Annotated in this window: 21 protein-coding genes; 11 read left to right on the top strand and 10 right to left on the bottom strand. The window is 62.6% G+C overall.

Features of this window, described 5'->3' with window-relative positions:
* Nucleotides 1-29: 29 nt before the first annotated feature.
* Genes aroK through pilM form a run of 6 tightly spaced genes read right to left on the bottom strand, consistent with a single transcriptional unit; the run spans nt 30 to nt 5,247 of the window.
* A complete protein-coding gene (gene aroK / locus B5495_RS12290; protein WP_079554135.1) occupies nt 30-596 on the bottom strand; it encodes a shikimate kinase AroK in 567 nt (188 codons plus the stop codon).
* The gene (locus B5495_RS12285; RefSeq protein WP_231897186.1) at nt 596-2,365 is read right to left on the bottom strand and encodes a type IV pilus secretin PilQ; all 1,770 of its coding nucleotides are present in this window, start codon (nt 2,363-2,365) and stop codon (nt 596-598) included. The genes aroK and B5495_RS12285 overlap by 1 nt, the downstream gene beginning before the upstream one ends.
* A 57-nt stretch (nt 2,366-2,422) precedes the next feature.
* A complete protein-coding gene (locus B5495_RS12280) occupies nt 2,423-2,971 on the bottom strand; it encodes a pilus assembly protein PilP (protein ID WP_079554133.1) in 549 nt (182 codons plus the stop codon).
* Nucleotides 2,968-3,609 (bottom strand): type IV pilus inner membrane component PilO, encoded by a 642-nt coding sequence (locus B5495_RS12275; RefSeq protein WP_079554131.1) that lies wholly within the window; start codon nt 3,607-3,609, stop codon nt 2,968-2,970. The genes B5495_RS12280 and B5495_RS12275 overlap by 4 nt, the downstream gene beginning before the upstream one ends.
* The gene (locus B5495_RS12270; protein ID WP_079554129.1) at nt 3,599-4,189 is read right to left on the bottom strand and encodes a PilN domain-containing protein; all 591 of its coding nucleotides are present in this window, start codon (nt 4,187-4,189) and stop codon (nt 3,599-3,601) included. The genes B5495_RS12275 and B5495_RS12270 overlap by 11 nt, the downstream gene beginning before the upstream one ends.
* The gene (pilM, locus tag B5495_RS12265; protein ID WP_079554127.1) at nt 4,186-5,247 is read right to left on the bottom strand and encodes a type IV pilus assembly protein PilM; all 1,062 of its coding nucleotides are present in this window, start codon (nt 5,245-5,247) and stop codon (nt 4,186-4,188) included. The genes B5495_RS12270 and pilM overlap by 4 nt, the downstream gene beginning before the upstream one ends.
* A 181-nt stretch (nt 5,248-5,428) precedes the next feature.
* On the opposite strand from pilM, the gene B5495_RS12260 reads away from it, so the two are divergent.
* A complete protein-coding gene (locus tag B5495_RS12260; RefSeq protein ID WP_079554125.1) occupies nt 5,429-7,930 on the top strand; it encodes a penicillin-binding protein 1A in 2,502 nt (833 codons plus the stop codon).
* An 8-nt stretch (nt 7,931-7,938) separates the two neighbouring features.
* Here B5495_RS12260 and lhgO read toward each other — a convergent pair whose 3' ends face one another.
* Nucleotides 7,939-9,135 (bottom strand): L-2-hydroxyglutarate oxidase, encoded by a 1,197-nt coding sequence (lhgO, locus tag B5495_RS12255; protein WP_079554124.1) that lies wholly within the window; start codon nt 9,133-9,135, stop codon nt 7,939-7,941.
* Between the two features lie 107 nt (nt 9,136-9,242).
* On the opposite strand from lhgO, the gene ubiU reads away from it, so the two are divergent.
* Both ubiU and B5495_RS12245 read left to right on the top strand, forming a co-directional pair.
* The gene (ubiU, locus tag B5495_RS12250; protein ID WP_079554122.1) at nt 9,243-10,238 is read left to right on the top strand and encodes a ubiquinone anaerobic biosynthesis protein UbiU; all 996 of its coding nucleotides are present in this window, start codon (nt 9,243-9,245) and stop codon (nt 10,236-10,238) included.
* Nucleotides 10,239-10,247: 9 nt separating this feature from the next.
* Nucleotides 10,248-11,171, top strand: a complete 924-nt coding sequence (locus tag B5495_RS12245; protein WP_079554120.1) for a U32 family peptidase — start codon at nt 10,248-10,250, stop codon at nt 11,169-11,171.
* On the opposite strand, the gene ubiT is transcribed toward B5495_RS12245, so the two are convergent.
* The gene (gene ubiT / locus B5495_RS12240) at nt 11,168-11,677 is read right to left on the bottom strand and encodes a ubiquinone anaerobic biosynthesis accessory factor UbiT (RefSeq protein WP_079554118.1); all 510 of its coding nucleotides are present in this window, start codon (nt 11,675-11,677) and stop codon (nt 11,168-11,170) included. The genes B5495_RS12245 and ubiT overlap by 4 nt on opposite strands.
* 23 nt (nt 11,678-11,700) lie before the next feature.
* Entirely contained in the window at nt 11,701-13,086 is a 1,386-nt protein-coding gene (hemN, locus tag B5495_RS12235; RefSeq protein ID WP_079554116.1) for an oxygen-independent coproporphyrinogen III oxidase, read from the bottom strand.
* Nucleotides 13,087-13,401: 315 nt separating this feature from the next.
* On the opposite strand from hemN, the gene B5495_RS12230 reads away from it, so the two are divergent.
* The 8 genes from B5495_RS12230 (at nt 13,402) to B5495_RS12200 (ending at nt 22,853) form a co-directional block, all read left to right on the top strand.
* The gene (locus B5495_RS12230; protein ID WP_079551404.1) at nt 13,402-14,652 is read left to right on the top strand and encodes an IS256 family transposase; all 1,251 of its coding nucleotides are present in this window, start codon (nt 13,402-13,404) and stop codon (nt 14,650-14,652) included.
* 150 nt (nt 14,653-14,802) lie between these two features.
* Nucleotides 14,803-15,105, top strand: coding sequence for a c-type cytochrome (locus tag B5495_RS12225; RefSeq protein ID WP_079554114.1), 303 nt, complete (start codon nt 14,803-14,805; stop codon nt 15,103-15,105).
* An 85-nt stretch (nt 15,106-15,190) separates the two neighbouring features.
* The gene (gene nosR / locus B5495_RS14775) at nt 15,191-17,326 is read left to right on the top strand and encodes a transcriptional regulator NosR (RefSeq protein ID WP_172824568.1); all 2,136 of its coding nucleotides are present in this window, start codon (nt 15,191-15,193) and stop codon (nt 17,324-17,326) included.
* A 3-nt stretch (nt 17,327-17,329) separates the two neighbouring features.
* Nucleotides 17,330-19,207 carry a TAT-dependent nitrous-oxide reductase gene (gene nosZ / locus B5495_RS14770; protein ID WP_172824567.1) on the top strand — a complete coding sequence of 626 codons (1,878 nt, stop codon included), beginning with the start codon at nt 17,330-17,332 and terminating at the stop codon, nt 19,205-19,207.
* 5 nt (nt 19,208-19,212) lie between these two features.
* The gene (locus B5495_RS12215) at nt 19,213-20,574 is read left to right on the top strand and encodes a nitrous oxide reductase family maturation protein NosD (RefSeq protein ID WP_197685622.1); all 1,362 of its coding nucleotides are present in this window, start codon (nt 19,213-19,215) and stop codon (nt 20,572-20,574) included.
* Entirely contained in the window at nt 20,571-21,497 is a 927-nt protein-coding gene (locus B5495_RS12210) for an ABC transporter ATP-binding protein (protein WP_079554112.1), read from the top strand. Before B5495_RS12215 ends, B5495_RS12210 begins: the two co-directional genes overlap by 4 nt.
* On the top strand, nt 21,494-22,318 hold the full coding sequence (locus B5495_RS12205) for an ABC transporter permease subunit (protein WP_079554110.1): 825 nt from the start codon (nt 21,494-21,496) through the stop codon (nt 22,316-22,318). Before B5495_RS12210 ends, B5495_RS12205 begins: the two co-directional genes overlap by 4 nt.
* A gap of 25 nt (nt 22,319-22,343) precedes the next feature.
* Nucleotides 22,344-22,853 carry a nitrous oxide reductase accessory protein NosL gene (locus B5495_RS12200; protein ID WP_079554108.1) on the top strand — a complete coding sequence of 170 codons (510 nt, stop codon included), beginning with the start codon at nt 22,344-22,346 and terminating at the stop codon, nt 22,851-22,853.
* Here the strand turns inward: B5495_RS12200 and B5495_RS12195 are convergent.
* The gene (locus tag B5495_RS12195; protein ID WP_079554106.1) at nt 22,850-23,242 is read right to left on the bottom strand and encodes a ribonucleotide reductase subunit alpha; all 393 of its coding nucleotides are present in this window, start codon (nt 23,240-23,242) and stop codon (nt 22,850-22,852) included. The genes B5495_RS12200 and B5495_RS12195 overlap by 4 nt on opposite strands.
* Between the last annotated feature and the right edge of the window lie 85 nt (nt 23,243-23,327).

The following is a 23,327-nucleotide window of genomic DNA, read 5'->3' as shown; positions in this document are numbered from 1 at the left end:
CCTGAGGGATTAGGAAGAGGGCCGACACGTCAGGGCGACACCGGCTTGTGGGCCGTGCCGGTAGTTTGCAGCGGGTCCAACAGCCGGCGGACACGGCGGAGTATCTCGTTGACCACCGCGCGGGGGCTGCGCCGATCGGTGCGCACGATGATGTCCGCAGTGGCGCGATACAGCGGGTCGCGCTGGGCAAACATATCGTAGAGCACCTGCTCGCGGTTGGCACACTGCAGCAGCGGCCGGTTGCGGTCTCTGGCCGTGCGCCGCAGCTGCTGTTCAACGGTGGTCAGCAGATACACCACCGTACCGCGTTCGCGTAGCGCACAGCGGTTTTCTTCGCGCAGCACCGCACCGCCGCCGGTGGCCACGACCACCGCCTCCTGCCGGGTCAACTCATCAATCATCTGCACTTCGCGCTGGCGAAAACCGCTTTCGCCCTCGACGTCGAATATCCACGGAATATCCGCGCCGCAGCGGTCCCGAATGGCGTGGTCGCTGTCAAAGAACTCACGCGACAGCTCGGCCGCCAGCAGGCGGCCGATGGTACTTTTACCGGCGCCCATGGGGCCGATCAGAAAAACATTGGGTAAATCCTGCATTAGCGAACCGCCATGCCCTCATCGAGAAGTCGTGGAGTAATGAAAACCAGCAATTCTACCTTTTCATTACGCTCTTCGGTATAGCGAAATAAATTACCGATGACCGGGATATCGCCCAGCAGCGGCGTTTTGGCGACCTGGCGCAGCTCTTCGGTGGTGAGGATACCGCCGAGCACCACGGTCTGGCCGTTATCCACCAGCACCTGGGTTTCAATGGTGTTGGTATCAATCGGTGGTTCGCCGCCAAATTCGGACTCGCGGAAGCTGTCGTTACGAATCACCAGATCCATGATGATGCGGTCATCCGGGGTGATTTGCGGCGTCACTTCCAGCGACAGCAGCGCTTCCTTGAACTCGGTATCCGGGTTGTCGTTGCCATCCACGCTTTGAAAGGCGCGCTCCTCGCCCTGACTGATGGTCGCGGTGCGCCGGTTGGCGGTAATGATGCGCGGCTGGGAAATGGTCTGGCTTTTACCTTCGCTTTCCAGCGCGCGCAGCTCCAGATCCAACAGGATATCGCCGGACAGATAGCCAAAGCCAAAGCTGGTTCCGGCACTGCCCGAGGATCCCATGTCGACGGACAAGCCGCCGTTAGGCGCGGTACCATCGGAGGCTCCACCCAGATCCAGACTATCATCACCGCCGAAAATCCCGGTGGCATCACTCGCCGATGAAATACCCCAGTTGATACCCAACTCCCGGGAGGCGGTGTCCCGGGCGATCACGATGCGCGCTTCGATCTGCACCTGGCGCACGGCAACGTCCAAGCGTTCCAGCGTGCCCATGATTTGTGCCACCTGATCGGCCGTATCCTGAATCAGCAACGTGTTGGTGCGCTGATCAATACTCACCCGGCCGCGCTCGGTCAGCAGCCCGAAACCGTCTTCGCCACGCAACAGCTGGGCCAGATCCTGAGCGCGGGCATACTTCACATCGAAAAACTTCGTCACCAGCGGTGCCAGCGTTTCTTGCTGGCTGCGTGCCTCAAGCTTCTGGCGCTCCAGCGCAGCCAGCTCACCGGCCGGCGCCACGACCACCACATTGCCTTGCTGACGGCTCGCCAGCCCCTGGCTCTGAAGGATCAGGTCCAGCGCCTGATCCCAGGGCACGTCATTCAGATTAAGCGTGACCCGGCCGTTGACGCTGTCGCTTGCGACCAGATTCAGGCCGGTAAAATCTGCCAGAGTGGCCAGTACCGAACGCACCTCGATATCCTGAAAGTTAAGACTGAGGCGCTTGCCCGTGTACGTTCGGGCCGCCACTTCGCCGGACGTTGGTTGCTCACTTCCCGCCGCTTTCGCCACGGGTTCTATCACCACGCTGAACGTACGCCCGCTCGGAGACGACATCATCGCATAGGGGCCGTCGGTGACCAGCTCCAGGCGCGCGCCCTGAGCATCAACTCGGGGCACGATGCGGCTGATCGGCGTGGCAAAATCGGTCACATCATAAATCTGGTTAAGCGCATCGGGCAGCGCGCTTTGCCCCAGATCCACCACCACCCGGCCGCGCTCGCCCTTGCGTACCCGGGGCGTCACACCTTCACGGTTGAACGTGATTTCCAGACGGCCGGCGCCATCCGCGCCGCGGCGAAAGTCGATATCGTCTACCTGTTGCTCCTGCGCCGTGGTCAGCGCACCGGACGTGGCGCCGGCGGCATACGGCGCGCCCGGCCGGTCGGCGGCTTCTACTACCGTCGCCAGCGACACAAGCCATAGCCCTGCCGCTGCCAGCAGCGCCTGCCCACTGCGGCGATATGCTCTAGTCATGGCCATGTTTCATCCACCGTTTCATCCAGCGACTCATCCAAACATCCGTTTTTTGCGTTATCGCGTTGGTGTATCAGGGCTTAATTCAAGCGCTGCCTCGCGTTTTTGCCACCCTTCCTGACGCGTAAAAATCCGTTCACTCACCGATACGGCCTGCGACGTAATCCGCGTGATCCGCCCATGATTACTGCCCATATGGTTGCCTTCGCGTACCGTGACCACCTCGTGCTCGGGCGTTTGAATCAGCGCTACGTGGCGTTTGCCCATGCTCAGCGTACCGACCAGCTGAAGCTGTTGCAGAGCAAACCGCTCGAGCGGTTCTTTCACGCGTGACGTATCGGGTGCCAGCTTGCCGGTGCGCGACGCGCCGGGTGCCGTGCTCTGGGCCTGTGCCACCGCTGCGGCGGCCAGAAACGGGCTGCGTTCGGCGCCGTAGTGATACCCGACGGGACGATAGGCCGGCAGCTCGGGAATGTTCAAGGCGTCAGGTTCATCAGCCTGTTCACGGGTGCTTTCCAGCGTCTGATTCAGCGCGGTCAGGTGAGGGTCAGAACAGCCGGCCAGCAATACCGCGAACAGGCCGCCAGCGATCAGCGCACGCATCATGGCTGCTCTCCAGTGGCCGGTTCCTGGTAGCTGTAAGTGCGTGCCAGCATGGAAAGGCGCAGCGTATCGCCGACACCGTCAACCGGCGTCAGGGTAAAATCGTGCTGGGTCACAATCCGGGAAAGCGCGGCCATATCGGCAACGAAACGCGCAATCTGGTGATAGCCGCCACGCACCTGAATATCGAAGGGATGCTCAATATAATAGCCGTGAGCCACCGTGGGCTTGAGCCGGATTGTGTCAATGCTCAGGCGGTTTTCAACCGCCGCATCGTTGATGCTGTCGAGCAACGAGGGGATTTCAGCGCCGGTGGGCAACATGGCGCGCAGCCCGAGCATCTTGGCATCCAACGTGGCGAGCTGCTGCTGTACGCGCGGCAGAGTCGACGCCTCGACGGATTTTTGCTCAAACGTCGTCAACAGCTGCACTTCCTGCTGCCGAGCATCGGCCAGCGCTGCGCGATGCTCGCGCACCACCAGCCCGTACATGGCCGCCAGCGCCAACAGCAGCACCAGCACACAGCTCAAGAGTTTGAGCAACAGCGGCCAGCCGCCGGCCTCGCGCAGCTCCAGCGCCTGCCAGTCCACCTCGCGCAGCTGGCGCCATTCCTGCACCAGTCTTTCACGGTTAAACGTCATCGGCCTGTCCTTCTGCGCTGTTCTCCGTGCTCACGACGCTCCCGCGCTGCTCGACAACAAAGCGGAACTGGCGCCCCGCCGCCTCTTCACCGGCGGCGTTTTCCACCTCGGAAAGTGCCGGCACGCCCAGCGCCGGCGCCAGTGCAATACGGCGCAGCTGCTCGGACACCTGACGGTCGGTGCCCGCACGGGCAGTGATGCTGATCGTTTCTCCGCTGCGCTCCAGATGTTGATACACAATGCCCGGCACCATGCTCTGCGCCACCGCATTGAACAGCTGCACGGTTTGCAAGCGCTCATGTTGCAGCGACTGGAAAAGCGCCAGCTGCTCGTTGAGCTGGCTGACGCGCGCTTCATACTCGTGCACCTGGCCAATGTCCTGCTCCAGCACACGGGTCTGCTCGCGAATGTAATCGTTGCGCTGGGTCTGGGCGTCAAGTTCGACCTGATAGTAGCGCGCCACGCCAAAACCCAGCGCGCTACCCGCCACCAACATCGCCAGCAACAGCAGCTGAAACCGCTGGGTACGCCGCTCACGGCGGGCTTCACGCCAGGGCAGCAGATTAATCGTCAGGCTCATGGCGCGCCTCGCATCGCCAGGCCACAGGCGGTGAGCATGGCCGGCGCGTCGCTGGTCAACGCCTCAAGGTTGATACGCTTGTTGACCGCCATGCGCTGGAACGGGTTGGCAATAGTGACGCGCATGCCGCTGTCCTCGGCCAGGCGTTGAGCAAAGCCGGGGATCACGCTTGAGCCGCCGGCCAGCACGATTTCCTTGATCTCGTGATGTCGCCCGGCCGAATAGTAAAGCTGCAGCGAGCGCCCGACCTGCTGCACCAGCGTTTCCAGAAACGGCGTGAGCACTTCGGCGTAATAGTCATCGGGCAGCCCGCCGCGTTTTTTGGCAAAGCCCGCCTCCTTCATGGTCAGCGCGTAGCGCTCCTGAATGGCGTCGGTCAGCTGACGTCCGCCAAACACGGTATCGCGGCTGTACACGATGCGCCCCGCGCGAATCACGTGAAAAGCGTTCATGTTGGCACCGATGTCCACCAGCGCCACGCCGCTTTCCGGCGCGCCCGGGGTCTGCAGTTCGCGCTGCAGCATGGCAAAAGAGCGTTCCATGGCAAAGGTTTCCACGCCTACCGCGGCAGGCTCCAGCCCTGCTCGCTCCAGGGTTTCGGTAAGCTGTACCACATCCTGCTGACGGCAGGCCACCAGCAGGACGCGTTGCTCGTCGGGATCCAGCGTCGATGGCCCCAGACATTGAAAATCAAACGCCACTTCATTGAACGGAAACGGGATATGGCGTTCTGATTCGGCAATAATGCGCTCTTCGATAGCGTCCTCATCAAGCACGGCGGGAAACGTCAGCATCTTGGTGATGGCCGCGCTGGCCGGCACCGCTACCGCCACCTTGCGCGTTGAAGGCTTGGCATGCTCCACTGCACGGCTTAATACGCTCGCCACGGCGTCGATATCCTGGATACGCCGCTCAATGACCGTGCCTTCGGGAAGCGGACGCACGGCGTAGCTTTCGACTTGATAATTATGCTCGGTCGGTTTTAACTCAAGCAGCTTGACCGTTGCCGACGTAATATCGATGCCAATCAAGCCACGGTTAGGGGTAAGAAAGCGCATTGTATCGAAGTGACTCCGGCCTGCATCAGAACGTAGCGATGTTACATGATTTTACCACGGTGCACACTTCAGGCGCTGCGCCAGATCAACACTGGTGAGAGCCGTCTCGAGTTTCTATAATGACGTCCGCCGGTAACGCCGATATCGCACTGTTCATTTCATCCACGGGTATCCTGTTTTCATGAAGTCTCTTAGAACGCTCATACTTTCGCTCGTTTTCATGCTGGTCGCCCTGGGGGGTGCAACGGTTCTCGCCACCATCGGCGCCGCGCTGTATTTTTCGCCCGGCCTGCCCGACGTGCGCCAGCTGGAAAATTTCGATCTGCACACGCCGCTGCGCATTTACACTCGCGACGGCCAGCTGATCGGTGAATACGGCGAAGAACGGCGGATTCCGGTCGACTTTCAGGACATTCCCGAGCCGCTGGTCAACGCGCTGGTGGCCGCCGAGGATCAGCACTATTTCGAGCATCCGGGCGTTGACCCGCGCGGGCTGCTCCGCGCGGCCATCGAGCTGGCCCAGAGCGGCGGCACCATTCAGTCCGGCGGCTCCACCATTACCATGCAGGTGGCGCGTAACTATTTGCTGACGCTTGATCAGACGTTTACCCGTAAAATCCGCGAGATTCTGCTGGCCCTGCAGATGGAACAGGTGCTGAACAAGCAGGAAATCCTCTCGCTTTACGTCAACAAGATCTTTCTCGGCCACCGCTCCTATGGCATCGCCGCCGCCGCCAAGACCTACTACGACCAGCCGCTTGACGCGCTGACCCTGGCCGAGGCGGCCATGATTGCCGGGCTGCCCAAAGCGCCGTCGGCATTCAACCCGCTGTCCAATCCCGAGCGTTCGCTGATCCGGCGTAACTGGATTTTATTCCGCATGCGCGAGCTGGGCTTTATCGCCCCGGACGCCTATCAAAAAGCGGTCAAAGCGCCGATTACCGCCAAGCGTCACGCAACCCAGAACGACGTGGAAGCCGCCTACGTTGCGGAAATGGCGCGCCAGTACGCGATCGAACAGTTTGGCGACGAGGCCTATACCGGCGGCTATCATATTTACACCACCCTTGACAGCAAGCTGCAGCCGTTTGCCCGCGATGCGCTGGCCGAGGGGCTGTTAGCCTACGATCGCCGCCACGGCTGGCGCGGCCCCGAGCAAAGCGACATTGACGCAAGCCTTGTCGAAGCCCAGGAAAAAACCGCTACCAAGGGGCTTGAAGAAGAGCTTTCCGAATCGCCGGAGATCCGCAAGACCGCCCGCGAGGCGGCCGAACGCAGCCAGACCGAGGTAGAAGGCATTGAAGGCGACGTGAGCAACTGGGTACAGGTGCTCCAGCGCACGCCGAGCTACGGGGTCCTGACGCCGGCCATCGTGGTCGGCAGCAACGAGCGCGAAATGCGCGTGCTAACCGGCGACGAGAAAGTCCACACCCTTAACTGGGAAGGCATGAAGTGGACGCGCAAAGGCAACGCCGGACAGATTGCCAGCCGCGGCGACCTGATCCGCGTGGTCATCGATGACGACGATACGCTGCGCCTTTCCCAACGCCCCGAGGCCGAAGGCGCACTGGTCGCCCAGGAGCCTCGCACCGGCGCAATTATCGCGCTGCAGGGCGGCTTCAACTTCAACGCCAGCAAGTTCAACCGCGCGATTCAGGCGCGCCGCCAGTCCGGCTCCATTTTCAAGCCGTTTATTTATCTGGCGGCCATCAACAATGGCGAGATGAACGCGGCCAGCGTGGTCAACGACGCGCCCGTGGTCATCAACGATGGCAGCGATACGCTGTGGCGCCCGGTGAACTCCAGCAACGATTTCAACGGCCCCATGCGTCTGCGCCCGGCACTCGCCCATTCGCGCAACCTGGTGACCATCCGCATTCTGCAAAGCATGGGGCTGGGCTACACCATCGGCTTTCTCGAACGCTTCGGCTTCAACCCCGATCACCTGCCCCACGGGCTGTCGCTGGCGCTGGGCAGCGCCAGCCTGACCCCGCTGGAAATGACCAACGCCTACGCAATACTCGCCAACGGCGGCTTTAAAGTCTCGCCGTGGTATATCAAACGTATTGTGCGCGGTGACGAAACCGACAATGTCGAGGTATATAAAGCCGAGCCTGAAGTCGCCTGCCGTGGCTGCGCTGACGGTCAGGACAGCGTCGACATCGACGGCGAAACCTATACCGTCGCGCAGCGCATCGCCGACCCCGAGGCTATCTACATCATCCGCGACATGCTGCGTGAAGTCATCGAGCGCGGCACCGGTCGCGCCGCGCTGACCCTCGAGCGTGGCGACATCGTGGGCAAAACCGGCACCACCAACGCCCGGCGCGATGCCTGGTTTGCCGGCTTTAACGACGATATCGCCACGGCCGTCTGGGTGGGCAAGGACAGCAACCAGACTATTTCAGAATATGGCGCTCAGGCGGCACTGCCCATCTGGAAGGATTTCCTCGGCAACGCGCTGGAGGGCACGCCCGAAGCCTGGCCGGACCAGCCCGAAGGCGTGATCAGCGTGCGGGTTGATCCGGATACCGGCCTGCGCCTGCGCAGCGGCCAGCCCGGCGGCATCAGCGAGCTGTTTGATGCTGAATACCTGCCCGGCTACCAACCGCGCCGCATCAGCCGCGAGCTGGAAGAAGTCAGCGGCTCTCAGGGGTCCGGCACCGCCGAGTCGATTTTTTAACGCCCCGCTTACCCGTCCAGGCGCGCCTTGAGCTGTTCGACAATATGCGCGCCAATGGGCAACGCCGAAGTCGCCGCCGGTGACGGCGCGTTGCCCACGTTCACCGTACGTGCGGTGTTCACAAAGACGAAATCGCCCATCAGCCGGCCATCGTCAGCAACGGCCTGGGCACGGACCCCGGCAGGGTAAGGCGTCAGGTCCTCAAGCTCCAGGCTTGGGCAGTACGCCTGCACCCGCGCCAGATAACCGCGCTTGTAGAGCGAGTTTTTCAGCTCGAAAAGCCCCGGCTTCACATGGCGGGCCAGCATTTTCAGCACGCCCGGATGGGTCAGCATCTCGCCCGTATCACGCGGCGACACGTCGCGCCGGCGGTAGCCTTCGCGGCTGAGCGCCAGCACGGCGTTGGGGCCCACGGTAATGCGCCCGTCGATCATCGGCGTCAGGTGCACGCCCAGAAACGGCATCGCGGGGTCAGGCACCGGATAAATCAGGTGGCTGACAATCTCGCTTTTGCGCTCGGCCAGGGCGAAATACTCGCCGCGAAACGGGCACACGGTAAAGCCCGGATTCTTGCCCAGCAGGCGGATGATCCGGTCGGCGTAAAGCCCCGCGCAGCTCACCAGATAACGCGCGGAAAAGCTGCCTGCGGAGGTTGTCGCAACAACCTCGGCGCTACGCTCTTCAAGCCCCACCACCGCAGCGCCGTAGCGTATTTCGCCGCCCAGTCGTGCAAACTCGGCGGCCATGGCCCGCGCCACCGCCGCATAATCCACAATGCCGCTCGCCGGCACAAAAATGCCCGCCTCTCCGCGTATGTGGGGTTCACGCTCGGCCAGCTCGCCCGGCGCCAGCCAGGTATTTTCCAATCCGTTGGCCGCAATGCGCTGACCCAGCGTACGCAGCCGCGCAACCTCTTCTGCGCTGGTGGCCACCAGCAGCTTGCCACAGCGCTTATAGGCCACGTCGTGGCGCTCGCAAAAGGCCCGGGTGGCGCGATTGCCCTCAAGGCAAAAGCGCGCCTTGAGGCTGCCGGGCGCGTAGTACACCCCGGCATGTATCACGCCGCTGTTATGGCCGCTCTGATGCCGCGCCGGTCCCTGCTCTTTTTCCAGCACCACCATACGTTTGTGCGGATAGGCCTGCTTGAGCTGCAGCGCGGTGGAAAGCCCGACAATACCGCCGCCAATAATCACAATATCGTACATTCGCTCTCCTTTTGTGGCCTGCATTGCCGTCGGCCATGATCCACGTCAAATGCCCCAGGGCGGGCGCCTCTTACCATGGCTGACTTACCTACAACGGGAGGCTTATCATGGAACTTGTCTGTCCGGCCGGCAATCTGCCCGCGCTCAAGCGCGCCGTAGATGAAGGTGCCGATGCCGTTTACTTCGGTTTTCAAAATACCACCAACGCACGCCAGTTTGCCGGGCTGAACTTTACCGACAAGCGCGCCCGAGAGGGCATTGATTACGCCCATACCCGAGGTAAACGGGTATTTTGCGCCATCAATACCTACCCCCAACCCGACGGCTGGGCGCTGTGGACCCGCGCGGTGGATGACGCCGCCGCGCTGGGCGTGGATGCACTGATTCTCGCCGACATGGGGCTTTTAGACTACGCCGCCCGCCGCTACCCCGACCTTCCCCGCCACCTTTCCGTACAGGGCTCGGCCACCAGCCATGAAGCGCTGCGCTTTTATCACGAGCAGTTCGGCATCAAGCGCGCGGTGCTGCCCCGGGTGCTGTCGATCACCCAGGTGCGCGATCTCGCCAAACAGTCGCCGGTGGAGCTTGAAGTGTTTGCCTTTGGCAGCCTTTGTATCATGGCCGAAGGACGCTGCTATCTGTCGTCGTACCTGACCGGCGAGTCGCCCAACACCCGCGGCGTGTGTTCGCCGGCGGCACACGTGCGCTGGGAAGATACGCCCGAGGGGCTTGAGTCGCGTTTGAACGGCGTACTTATTGACCGCTACGCCGCGGGTGAAAACGCCGGCTACCCCACCCTGTGCAAAGGCCGCTTTGAAGTGGCCGGCGAGACCTACCACGCCATTGAAGAACCCACGAGCCTCAACACGTTGGAGTTGCTGCCCGATCTTGCCGAGCTTGGAATCAGCGCGGTCAAGATCGAAGGCCGTCAAAGAAGCCCGGCCTATGTGTCGAAGGTGGCCGGCATCTGGCGCGAGGCCATCGACCGGCTGGAAGCCGCCCCCGGGCGCTTTCATACCGATCCTTCGTGGATGGCCGGGCTGGGCGACGTCTCCGAAGGCACCACTACCACCCTTGGCGCTTACGAACGCCGCTGGAAATAGGAGATCGTCATGGCTGAGAGTTCTTGTTCACCGCTGCAGCTGGCGCTGGGGCCGGTGCTGTTCTACTGGACGCGCGAACACTACGCGCAGTTTTACCGCGACGCCGCGGATTGGCCGGTGGATATCGTTTATCTGGGAGAATCGGTGTGCTCGCGCCGGCGCGACATGAAGCTCGACGACTGGCTGGGGATCGGCCGCGAGCTTGCCCAGAGCGGCAAGGAGGTGGTGCTTTCAAGCCAGACGCTGATCGAGTCCGACGCCGACCTGCGCGATTTGCGCAAGCTGTGCAACAACGGTGAGTTCAGCGTGGAGGCCAACGACCAGAGCGCGGTGCAGCGCTGCGCCAGCGCGGGGCTGGGGTTCGTCGGCGGGGCGGCGCTCAATCTGTACAACACCGCCGCCATCGGCGTGCTTGAGCGTGCGGGGATGACGCGCTTCAACGCCCCGGTGGAAATGTCCGGCAAGGATGTGACCCGGCTGCTCGGCGACTGCCGCGAGCAAGGCGTAAAGGCAGACGGCGAGGTGTTTGCCTACGGCCACCTGCCGCTGGCGTGGTCGTCGCGCTGCTTTACCGCCAGGCGCTACCAGACACCCAAGGACCGCTGCCGCTTCGTCTGCCAGAAGCACCCGGAAGGCCTGGCGCTGCGCTCCCAGGAGTCCAAGGAGGTGTTTACCCTGAACGGCATCCAGACGCTGTCCGGCGCCTGTCAGGATCTGCGTCACGACGTGGCCTCGATTGCTGCTTCCGGCGCCGGCGTCGCGCGTCTGAGCCCGCGCGCCGAAGGCATGGCTGAGGTGGTAGCCGAGTTTGACGCCGCCCGGCGCGGCGAGCTTGCCGCCCCGGACCCGCTGGCGCTGATGGACGCCGAGGTGTGCGACGGCTACTGGCACGGCCGCCCGGGGATGGATCACAGCCGAGGGAAGACGGCCTAACGCCGCGCGGTCAGCGCATCCAGCTGACGCAATACCGCGCCTAAGCGCCCTTCGCTCAACCCCTCCTCGCGGCCGTCGAGGAGGTTTTTCACCGTCAGCCCCAGCTCGGTGTCGCCCTCGATCATCAGCCGGCGCTGGAAAAACATCGCGTCGGGGTCTTCGCGCCGCGTGGCCAAACACAAAAATTCCCGCCAGCCGCCGCGTATCGTGGCTTCCCCCGGCTCGGACGTCAGCGCAAAGCGCTCGTTATCCAGCGTCAGCGTCAGCCGAACGCCCAAATCTTCCACCTCAAGCGTGACCCGCCGGCCGTCCAGCGCATCAAACTCGCCCTCCGCCAGCGGCTCGGCAAAGGTGCGGTTGAGCAGCGGCTCCACCGCCCGGCGTTTGAGCGCCAGCGGCACGCGCGGATCCAGCAGGCCAATCACACGCGACGGAGCCGGCAGTCGCGGCAGCGCCTCGGACGGTACTTGAGAAAACGGTACTTGAGAAAACGGCAGTGCGGGCATAAACAAACTCCGGTTAAAACGCTTCAGACCGTGCGCGAATAGCGCTCTTCGCGGGGGGTCAGGTAGGCATCAAAGGCCATCGCCAGGTTGCGCATCATCAGCCGCCCGGCGGGCAGCACGTCCAGCCGGCGCTCGCTGATCTTGACCAGGCCGTCGGCCTGCATGGCGTCCATTGAGGTCAGGGCCTCGGCGAAATAATCGCTGAACGTTATCCCATGCGCGGCCTCAATGACGGCGAAATCCACCTCACCGTGACACATCAGCGTGCTGATCACGTCCCGGCGCAGGCGGTCGTCGTCACTGAGCCGATAGCCGCGCATCACCGGTAGCCGGCCGCTCTCCAGCCGATGTTGATACTGGGCGGTTTCCTTGACGTTCTGGCCGTAGGTATCGCCCACCTTGCCGATGGCGGTAATCCCCAAGCCGATCAGATCGCAGTCGGCGTGGGTCGAGTAGCCCTGAAAGTTGCGCTGCAGAGTGCCGTTCTCCCGCGCCAGCGCCAGCTCGTCGTCGGGCAGCGCGAAGTGGTCCATGCCGATGTAGACGTAGCCCGCCGCCATCAGCCGCTGGATGATCAGCTCGAGCAGCTCGAGCTTGCGCTCCGGCGGCGGCATATCTTCGTCGCGGATCAGCCGCTGCGACTTGAACAGCGACGGCAGGTGGGCATAGCTGTAGGTGGCGATGCGGTCGGGCTTCAGCGCGATGATCTTGTCCAGCGTGGCATCAAAGCTGGCCACGGTCTGCAGCGGCAGGCCGTAAATCAAATCCACGCTGATGGAATCGTACTCGGCGTCGCGCGCGGCCTGCATCAGCCCCACTACCTGCTCTTCGCTCTGTACCCGGTTCACCGCCTGCTGCACGTCGGGGTCAAAATCCTGCACGCCGAAGCTCAGGCGGTTAAAGCCAAACGCCCGCAACTCGTGAATCTGCTCGGGCGTCACCGTGCGCGGGTCGACTTCCAGCGAGAACTCGCGCTCGTGCGGCGCGGCAAAGTGGAAGGCGCTATCAAGCGCTTCCATCAGCTCGGCCAGCTGGTCGTTGCTCAGGTAGGTCGGCGTACCGCCGCCCAGATGCAGCTGGGTCATGCGCCGGGTGTCGTCAAACAGTTCTCCCTGCAGCTGGATCTCATGCTTGAGCCAGGCCAGATACTCCGCCGCCCGCTCGCGGTTGTGGGTGATGATTTTATTGCACGCGCAGTAGTAGCAAAGGCTCTCGCAGAACGGGATATGCACGTAGGCCGACAGCGGCTTGGGTGTGTCAGCGCTATTGCTGCGCGCCGCCGCCGCGCGGTAGTCGTCTTCGGCAAAGACCGCATGAAACTGCGGCGCAGTGGGGTACGACGTATAGCGCGGCCCCGGGCGGTCGTACTTTTCGACCAGCGCGCGATCAAACAACAGCTCGTTCTGCATAGCATCAAGGCCCTTTTCGTCTCTGCGTTGCGCGGCGTCAGCACATGCCGTGCGCCTGCCTCCTTTGCCCAAAATATATCAGCCGTGAGCGGCGCAGCCTGTGCGACCGAATGCCACGCAGCCTGCGGGCTACCTCCTTGGGAGTAAGCCCGCCAGCTTATAGGGGTAATCAGCCGCAAAAGTGATCCACGTCAACGTTTACCCCGACGGCGTTGCGAGCTATGGTGATTTCTGGTGTATGGAAGCAGGCTGAAGAGGTGGCGTATCCTGTTGGTTGATCTCGCCAGATCACAACCAACAGAGGAATGATACGCCATGTCAAAGTCTACCCTGCACGCTCTTTCACAACCAGAGTTGGAACAGGATCTATTGCACGAAACGATCCGTAATGGGGCCCGCAAGCTAATTGCTGAGGCTGTGGATGCCGAGCTGGCAGCGCTGCTTGAGCAGTATGCGGATCGTAAGGCACCGGACGGTCGTCAGGCTGTGGTTCGCAATGGCCACCTGCCTCAGCGTCACGTCCAGACCGGTGTTGGCGATGTCGAAGTGCAAGTACCCAAGGTCCGGGACCGCAGCGGGACCGGCATCCGTTTCAATAGCACGTTATTGCCGCCGTACCTGAAGCGGGCCAAGAGTCTGGATGAGCTGATCCCCTGGCTCTACCTGCGAGGCGTCTCGTCCGGAGACTTTCAGGAAGCCCTGAGCGCCTTGGTGGGCGATCAGGCCAAAGGTTTATCCGCCAATACGGTCTCCCGCTTGAAGGCCCGGTGGCAGGACGAGCACAAGGCTTGGCAGCGCCGGGATCTGAGCCAGAAGCGCTATGTCTACTGGTGGGCCGACGGCGTTTACAGCAACGTGCGTATGGACAACAAGCTGTGCTTGCTGGTCATCGTCGGTGTCACCGAGCATGGCCACAAGGAACTGGTCGCTGTTGAGGACGGACACCGGGAGTCCGAGGCGAGTTGGCTGGAACTGCTTGAGAGCCTGAAGAGCCAGCATTTGGGGGTCGCCCCGAAGCTGGCTGTGGGCGACGGTGCCTTGGGCTTTTGGAAGGCCCTGACCAAGGCCTACCCAGAGACCCGGCACCAGCGGTGCTGGGTGCATAAGACGGCCAATGTGCTCGATAAGCTTCCCAAGGCCCTGCAACCCAAGGTCAAGTCGGCTTTGCATGAGATCTACCTGGCCGAGACCCGGGACGCCGCCCACACGGCGTTTGACAGCGCACTGAAGCGTTTCCAGGACAAGTACCCGAAGGCCATGGGGTGCCTTAAAAAAGATCGGGAGGAGTTACTGGCCTTTTACGATTTTCCGGCGGTGCATTGGATTCATCTGCGCACCACCAACCCGATTGAGTCGACCTTTGCCACGGTGCGGCTAAGGACGAAGAAAAGCCGGGGCTGTGGGTCCAGAGACACCACCTTAGCGATGGTATTCAAGTTGATGCAAACCGCCCAGAAACGGTGGAAACGCATTAAGGGATTTCAGCTCCTGGAACTGGTCGTTAACAACGTCGAGTTCCAGGACGGAGAAGCAGTGGAGGATCAATCAGACGGGAACGTTGCCTGATGCCCATACACCAGATTTGACAATAACTCCACGGCGTTGCCTAGGCTGGGCTTACCGTCTGCTTCACCAGATACTGAGTTCACCAGATAATCCCACGATCGCTGCCGTGACGGTTTCATCACCCCAAAAGATGCATAAGGAATATTTGTTATGAAGCTAACTGTCGCCACTCTGCTGCTAAGCTCGCTCGCCATGACCGCCACCGCCGCCCAGGCCGACGGCGAAGCCACCTACAACAGTGCCTGCATGGCCTGCCACATGACCGGGGCGGCCGGCGCGCCGATCCGCGGCAAAGCCGACCAGTGGGAAGAGCGTCAGGAAAAGGGCATGGACACCCTGTACGACCACGCGATCAACGGTTTTCAGGCCATGCCGGCCAAAGGCGGCCAGTCGGGCCTCTCCGATGACGAAGTAAAAGCCGCCGTGGACTACATGCTCGAACCGACTTTATAACCCCTGGCTATAACCCCTGGCTATAACCTCTGGCTATAACCTCTGGCTATCACCCCTGCTTGACCCTCTCGCCGAGGAGCGCTCCATGCACCACCCCGCCCGCCGGCTGCATGCCGTCTGTTTTTGGCTGCTGACCCTGAGCCTTGTGCTCATGGCAAGCGCCACTCACGCCATGGAGCTGGCGGATCTCGGGGAGGGCTTTCCCTCGGCCAACCGGCTGGAACCGGCCGATTCCGAGTGGCCTGTCAGCCGCGTGATGCAGGATGACACCCTGCTTGGCTACGCCTTCAAAAGCGTTGACGTAGCCCCGATTCCCGCCTATTCGGGCAAGCCCATCAATTTGCTGCTGGGCATTGATACCGACGGCAAAATTACCCAGACCGACGTGCTCGGCCACTCCGAACCGATCATGCTGGTGGGCATTCCCGAAGAAAAGCTCGAAAACTTTGCCGACAAGCACGTCGGCGCTCACGTCAACGATCACCTTAAGGTGGGTAGTGAGCTTGATGCCGTTTCCGGCGCAACGGTGACGGTGATTGTCGCCGGCGATACCATCATGCGCGCGTCTCGCCGAGTCGCCGCCGAGCAGGGGCTGATTGCCGACCCCTCAGCCACGCCCCCGGCCAGAGTGCTGGAAGGTATTTATACGCCGGCCGACTGGCAGACACTTACCGGCGACGGCACGATTCGCCGGCTACACCTCACCCACGGCGAAGTGGACGCCGCCTTTGCCGGCACCCCGGCGGAAGACTACATGCACACCCCGCAGCCGGCGGACAAGACCTTTATCGAGCTGTTTTACACCTACCTCAATGCCCCCACCGCCGGGCGCAACCTGCTCGGTGACGACGGCTATGACGCGCTGATGGAAGAACTTGAGCCCGGCGAGCACGCCGTGGCGCTGGCCGGTCGCGGGGACTACTCGTTCAAGGGCTCGGGCTACGTGCGCGGCGGCATTTTTGACCGCGTGGAACTTGCCCAGCACGGCAGCTCGATCAGCTTCCACGACAGCGACCACATCCGCCTGCGGGACTTCGCCATCGACGGCGCGCCGGCGTTTGACGAGCGCGACGTGTTCATCATCCGCGAAGACGCCGCCTTTGATCCGGGCGCGCCCTGGCAGCTGTCTTTGCTGGTGCGCCGCGCCTCCGGCCCGCTGGATACCGAATTCGCCCGCTTTGACGCCGACTACGCCATTCCCGAGGCCTACATCGAACGCCCGGAGCCGCCGGTAGAAGAAGCCATTTGGGTGCAGGTCTGGCGCGACAAGGCGTTTCAGATCGGCGTACTCGGCGCGGGGCTTATCGTGCTCACCGGCATAATGCTGTTTCAGGACGTGCTGGCGCGCCATCCGCGCATCCTCAACCCGCTGCGGCTGGGCTTCAAACTCTACACGCTGGTGTTCATCGGCTGGTACGCGCTGGCCCAGCTGTCGGTGGTCAACATTCTGACCTTTACCCACGCGCTAATGAGCGACTTCAGCTGGGGGTCGTTTCTCATCGACCCGATGATGTTCATTCTCTGGTCGTTCGTGGCGGTCTCGATACTGCTCTGGGGACGCGGCGTTTTCTGCGGCTGGCTGTGCCCGTTTGGCGCGCTGCAGGATCTGGTCAACCAGGCCGCGCGCAAGCTCAAGGTCAAGCAGATCGAAGTGCCGTTCGGCCTCCACGAACGCCTCTGGGCGCTCAAGTACATTATTTTGCTGGCGCTGTTCGCGCTGTCGCTGCATTCGCTGGGCACCGCCGAGCGCTACGCCGAAGTCGAGCCGTTTAAAACCGCCATCACCCTGCGTTTCCAGCGCGACTGGGCGTTTGTCGCCTACGCCCTGGGGCTGGTGGTGATCTCGGCGTTCAACCACAAGTTTTACTGCCGCTACGTGTGCCCGCTGGGCGCGGGGCTGGCGATTCCCTCGCGGCTGCGCCTGTTCGACTGGCTCAAACGCCACCGCGGCAGCTGCGGCACGCCCTGCCAGATCTGTGAGCACGAATGCGAAGTCGGCGCGATCCATCCGGATGGCCGCATTAACGCTAACGAGTGTCATTACTGCCTCGACTGCCAGATTACCTATCACGACGAACAACGCTGCCCGCCGATGGTGAAGCGGCGCAAACGTCGGGAAAAGGCAACGCGCATGGCCGATGACCGGCCCGCCGTTGCCATCCACGACCCCAAGGCCGGAACCAGCAAACTTGAGCGTATTCCCGCCCTGCAAAAGGAGTAAGACATGAGCGAGAAGCAAAACGACGTGAAAAACCTTGGCCGCCGCCACTTTCTGCGCAACAGCGCGGTCACCGGCGTGGCCGGCGCGGGCCTGGCCAGTGGTTTCGGCACCGGCGCGCTGATGACCAGCCGCCAGGCGCAAGCGGCAGAAAAGAGCGCGATTGAAGTCGCCCCGGGGGATCTCGACGAATACTACGGCTTCTGGAGCGGCGGCCAGTCGGGCGAAGTCCGCGTACTCGGCGTGCCGTCCATGCGCGAGCTGATGCGCATTCCGGTGTTCAACGTCGATAGCGCCACCGGCTGGGGCATCACCAACGAATCCCGCGAAGTGCTGGGCGACTCCGCGCACTTTCTCAACGGCGACTCCCACCACCCGCACATTTCCATGAAAGACGGCAGCTACGACGGTAAGTACTTGTTCATCAACGACAAGGCCAACACCCGCGTGGCGCGTATTCGTCTCGACATCATGAAGACGGATAAAGTCATTACGGTACCCAACGTCCAGGCGATTCACGGTTTACGCCTGCAAAAAGTGCCGTATACCAAGTACGTGTTCGCTAACGCCGAGCTGCCTATTCCGCAGATCAACGATGGCCGCGATCTGGAAAGTCCCGAGAAATACGCCACCATGTTCAACGGCATCGACGCCGAGTCCATGGAAGTCGCCTGGCAGGTGATCGTCGACGGCAACCTCGACAACACCGACGCCGACTACACCGGCCGCTTTGTCGCCTCGACCTGCTACAACTCGGAAATGGGCATGACGCTGCCCGAGACCATGCGCGCCGAGCGCGACTGGGTGGTGGTGTTTGACGTTGAGGCCATTGAAGCCGCGGTAAAAGCCGGCGACTACGAAACCCTGGGCGACTCCGACGTGCCGGTACTCAACGGCCGCCACGGCACCCGGTTCACCCGCTACATTCCGGTGCCCAAAAACCCCCACGGCCTCAACACCTCACCCGACGGCAAGTACTTCATGGCCGCCGGCAAGCTCTCGCCCACCGTTTCGATCATCGCCATCGACAAGCTGTCGGAGCTTTTCGACGACGCTATCGAGCCGCGCGACGCGGTCGTCGGCGAACCCGAGCTGGGCCTGGGGCCACTGCACACCACCTTTGACGGCCGCGGCAACGCTTACACCACGCTGTTCATCGACAGCCAGATCGCCAAGTGGAACATTGCCGACGCCATTCGCGCGTACAACGGCGAAGACGTCAACTACCTGCGCCAGAAGCTCGACGTTCACTACCAGCCGGGGCACAACCACGCCAGCCTGACCGAGTCCAAGGACGCCGATGGCAAGTGGCTGGTGGTGCTGTCCAAGTTCTCCAAGGACCGCTTCTTGCCGGTAGGCCCGCTGCACCCGGAAAACGACCAGCTGATCGATATCTCCGGCGAGCAGATGAAGCTCGTCCACGACGGCCCGACCTACGCCGAGCCCCACGACTGTATCCTGCTGCGCGCCGACCAGCTCACGCCTAGCCGCATCTGGTCCCGCGATGACCCCTTCTTTGCCAGCACGCGCAAGATGGCCGAAGACGATGGTATCAATCTGGAAGCCGACAACAAGGTCATCCGCGACGGCAACAAGGTGCGCGTTTACATGACCTCGGTAGCGCCGCAGTTCGGCATGACCGAGTTCAAGGTCAAACAGGGCGACGAAGTCACGGTGGTGCTCACCAATATGGACAAGGTCGAAGATTTGACCCACGGCTTCTGCATGGTCAACCACGGCGTGCAGATGGAAATCTCGCCCCAGCAGACCTCAAGCGTCACCTTCATGGCCAATAAGCCCGGCGTTCACTGGTACTACTGCAACTGGTTCTGCCACGCCATGCACATGGAAATGACCGGCCGCATGCTGGTGGAAAAGGCCTAACGCCTATGCCCAAGCGTAACCGCGGCACCGTTATCGGTGCCGTATTGATGACCCCACTCAAGGCCGCCCTGACGGCGGCCTGTTTGCCTCTATTGTCTTTAGGTCTGGGGCTGAGCCTTAGCCTCTGGCCGGGCACCCTGCTTGCCGCCGACTGGACGGCAAGCCCGGGCCAATCCTTACAGCCGCTGGTGGCCAATGCCGCCGGCGGCGACCTTGTTATATTGCCCAAAGGCCGCTACCCCGGGCCTTTGGTGATCGACCGCGCGCTTACGCTGCGCGGCGAAGACGGCGCGGTAATCGACGGCGGCGGCACCGGCCACGCCGTGATCATCGAAGCCCCCGATACTGTGATCGACGGCGTTGGCGTGGAAAATTGGGGCGCTGACCTTACCGCCATGGACGCGGGCATTTTCATCGCCCGCCAGGCCACCGGCAGCGTGGTGCAAAATGCGCGCCTGCAGGGGCCGGGGTTTGGCATTTTTCTCGACGGCGTGCACAACGCGGTGATTCAAGACAACGTCATCCGCGGCGACGCCGAGCTGCGTTCTCAAGACCGCGGCAACGGCGTGCACCTGTTCAACGTGGAAAACGTCCGGGTAGCCGGCAACGACATCCGCCAAACCCGGGACGGCATCTACATTGATACCAGCCGCGAGACCCTGCTGCAGGGCAACCGCATGCAGGATCTGCGCTACGGCGTGCACTATATGTACGCCCACGATAATCGTCTGGAAGGCAACGTCACCGTCAACACCCGCACCGGCTACGCGCTGATGCAGTCCAAACGCTTGACCGTGCTCAACAACCGTTCAACGAACGACCTGCGCTACGGCATGTTGATGAACAACATCACCCACTCCACGATTCGCGGCAATCGCATCAGCGATATTCGCCAGCAGGGGGGAGCCGGTACCGTCAGCGGCAACGACGGCAAGGCGCTGTTTGTGTATAACGCCCAGTTCAACCGCCTTGAAGACAACCGCCTTGAAAGCAGCGATATCGGTATTCACCTCACCGCCGGCTCCGAAGACAACGTGGTCACCGGCAACGCCTTTCTGCACAACCGCCAGCAGGTCAAGTACGTGGCCACCCGGACGCAAGCGTGGGACGGCAACTACTGGAGCAACTACTTGGGCTGGGACATGGACGACGACGGCGTCGGCGACACCGCCTTTGAACCCAACGACGCCATGGACCGCCTGCTGTGGCGCTACCCCGCCGCCAAGGTGCTGATGGACAGCCCGGCGGTGCTCGCTTTGCGCTGGGTGCAGCGCCAGTTCCCGGTGTTTCGCCCCCAGGGCGTGCGCGACAGCGACCCGCTGATGACCCAACCCGCCCCGCTGAACGCCGAGGAGACCGCGCCATGAGCCACACGCCACGTAGCGTTATTGAGTTTAGCGACGTCACCCTGCGCCACGGCAACCTCACCCGGCTGGAGACGCTGAGCTTCAGCGCCGGCCAAGGCGAAGTGCTGGCCCTTTTAGGCCACAACGGCGCGGGCAAGACCACCACCATGCACCTGATACTCGGCCTGCTCTCGCCAGACAGCGGAAGCGTTGAGGTGCTGGGCGGCGCACCGGACAGCCGCCACGCCGCAAGCCTGCGCCAGCGGCTTGGCTACCTGCCGGAAAACGTCAGCTTCTATGAAGCGCTGACCGGCCTGGAGGTGCTCGACTACTTTGCCCGGCTCAAGCGCGCCGACCGCCGTCAGGTGCCCACGCTGCTGGAAAAAGTAGGCCTCGGCCACGCCGCCCGCCGGCGGGTCAAAACCTACTCCAAAGGCATGCGCCAGCGCCTGGGGCTGGCTCAGGCGCTGCTCGGTGAGCCTTCGCTGGTGCTGCTGGACGAGCCCACTACCGGGCTTGATCCGGCGGCCACCCGAGACTTCTACACCACCCTTGACGAGCTGCGCGGCCGCGGCGGCACCGTGGTGCTGTCGTCGCATATTTTGCCGGGCATCGAACCGTATATTGACCGCGCGCTGGTGCTCGGCGGCGGGCAGCGGCTGGCCCTTGGCAGCATGGCAACCCTGCGCCACGAGGCCGCGCTGCCGGTGATGATCCGCGTGCGCGGCCGGCTGACCGGCGACGGCTGGCAAGCGCTGACGCAAAAGCCTGAACATGCGCTGCTGGCCCAGGACGCGAGCGGAGCCGAGCTTGCCGTGCCCGAATACGCCAAGCTGGATACCCTGCGAAAGCTCGCCGTGATGCACGACGTGACTGATATCGCCGTAGAGCCGCCGACCCTTGAGCACCTCTACCAGCACTTTTCCCGGGGGGCCCACCCATGAACGCCATACTGATTATTGCCGGCAAGGAATTCCGCGACGGCCTGCGCAACCGCTGGGTGCTGTCGATCACCCTGGTACTCGCTGTCATGGCCGTGGGCATCGCCTGGGCGGGCGCGGCAGCCAGCGGCGGGCTAGGCTTTACCTCGCTGGCGAGTACGCTGGTCAGCCTGACCACCCTGGCGGTGTTTCTGATTCCGCTGATTGCCCTGCTGCTGGCCTATGACGCCGTGGTCGGCGAGCGCGAGGCGGGCACGCTGCAGCTGCTATTGACCTATCCCATCAGCCGCTCGGCGCTATTGCTGGGCAAGTTCTGCGGCCACGGGCTGATTCTGGGCGCGGCGACCACGCTGGGTTTCGGCATCGCCGGGGTGACCATCGCGCTGGGGGCCGACGGCGTCGCACTGGGTGAGCTGGCCCAAGGCATGGGCCTATTGATTGCCAGCACCGTGCTGCTGGGCTGGATCTTTATCGCCTTTGCCTATTTGATCAGCGTAGGAGCGACAGAAAAGCAGCGCGCGGCGGGTCTGGCGCTGGGGGTGTGGTTTTTCTTCGTGCTGGTGTTTGATTTGGCGCTTTTAGCGCTGCTGGTCAGCGTCAAACAGGGCGGCGACTGGCTGGCCTGGCTGCTGCTATTGAACCCCACCGAGTGTTTCCGGCTGTTGAATCTGGCGGGCTTTGCCGCCGCCCGGGAACACGCCGGCGTGACCGCGATTGCCGCCCCCGGGGCGTTCCATCCGGCCACCCTAACGGCGCTTCTGCTGGGCTGGGCCGCCCTGCCGCTGGGGCTGGCGCTGTGGCGCTTTCAGCGCCGCGCCGCCTAAACTTTATATTCTCGAGGAGATGCCCATGCAACGTTTGCCACGCTATTTTATCCTCGCCGGGCTGCTGGCCGCGGCTCTGCTTCTTAGCGGCTGCGGGGAGTCAACGCCCGAGGCGCTGGCTGATCCCGAGCCCATCGCCAGCGGCGATAGCTGCCACGTCTGCGGCATGACCATTACCGCGCACCCTGGCCCCAAGGGCGAGGCCTTTATGGGCGGCGACGCCCGGGCGCTGAAGTTCTGCTCCACCGCCGAGCTGTTTACCTTTCTCAAGCAGCCGGAAAACGAAGCACAGCTCTCCCACGCCTACGTCCACGACATGGGCAATACCCAGTGGGACAGCCCCGACGATGACGCCTTTATCCGCGCGGCAGAGGCGGTCTACGTCATCGGCCACGAGCGGCGCGGCAGCATGGGCCACACGCTTGCGCCCTTCGCCGACAAAAACGCCGCCGAGGCCTTTATTGAAGACCACGGCGGCGAGCTGATTGCCTTTGACGAGATTACCCTTGAGCGGCTGGCACAGCCGACCCATTAAGCCAGGTTGAGTGCTTCACCCTGCTTGTCAAAGGCGATAAACGAGCTAACATTGCCCATTTGCAGCGACTCGGTCATTTTGGTCAGCTGGTTTTGAATCTCTTCGTCGCCCTGAATATCGTCCATGCCGGCGACGAAAAACAGATCCCACTCGGCACCGGTCTGCTGCGCTTCTTTTAACAGCGCGTTCATATCCGCCAGCTCGTCCGGGGTTTTATCCGCACACACCGTGGGCGCCAACACGCCGCCCTCGCCCTGCTCGAACTGCCGACGCTGCTCCTCATCGGGGAAGTCCGGCAGTTCAGCCTTGGCAAACACCAGCAAAAGCCGCTGGGGGCGTGGCTGGCTGCGTGCCTCACCGAGAAGATCGTTAAAGCTGGAAATGGCCATGTTGGCACCCTTTTGTAGCTGAATAGACAAATGTGAAACCCGCTGACCAGCGTACCGCCGGCCGTGCCTCAAAGGCCAGCGCCAC

It is taken from the genome of Vreelandella subglaciescola (genome assembly GCF_900142895.1).
GTDB classification, from domain to species: Bacteria; Pseudomonadota; Gammaproteobacteria; order Pseudomonadales; family Halomonadaceae; genus Vreelandella; species Vreelandella subglaciescola.
This window is presented reverse-complemented; position numbering and strand designations above follow the sequence as displayed.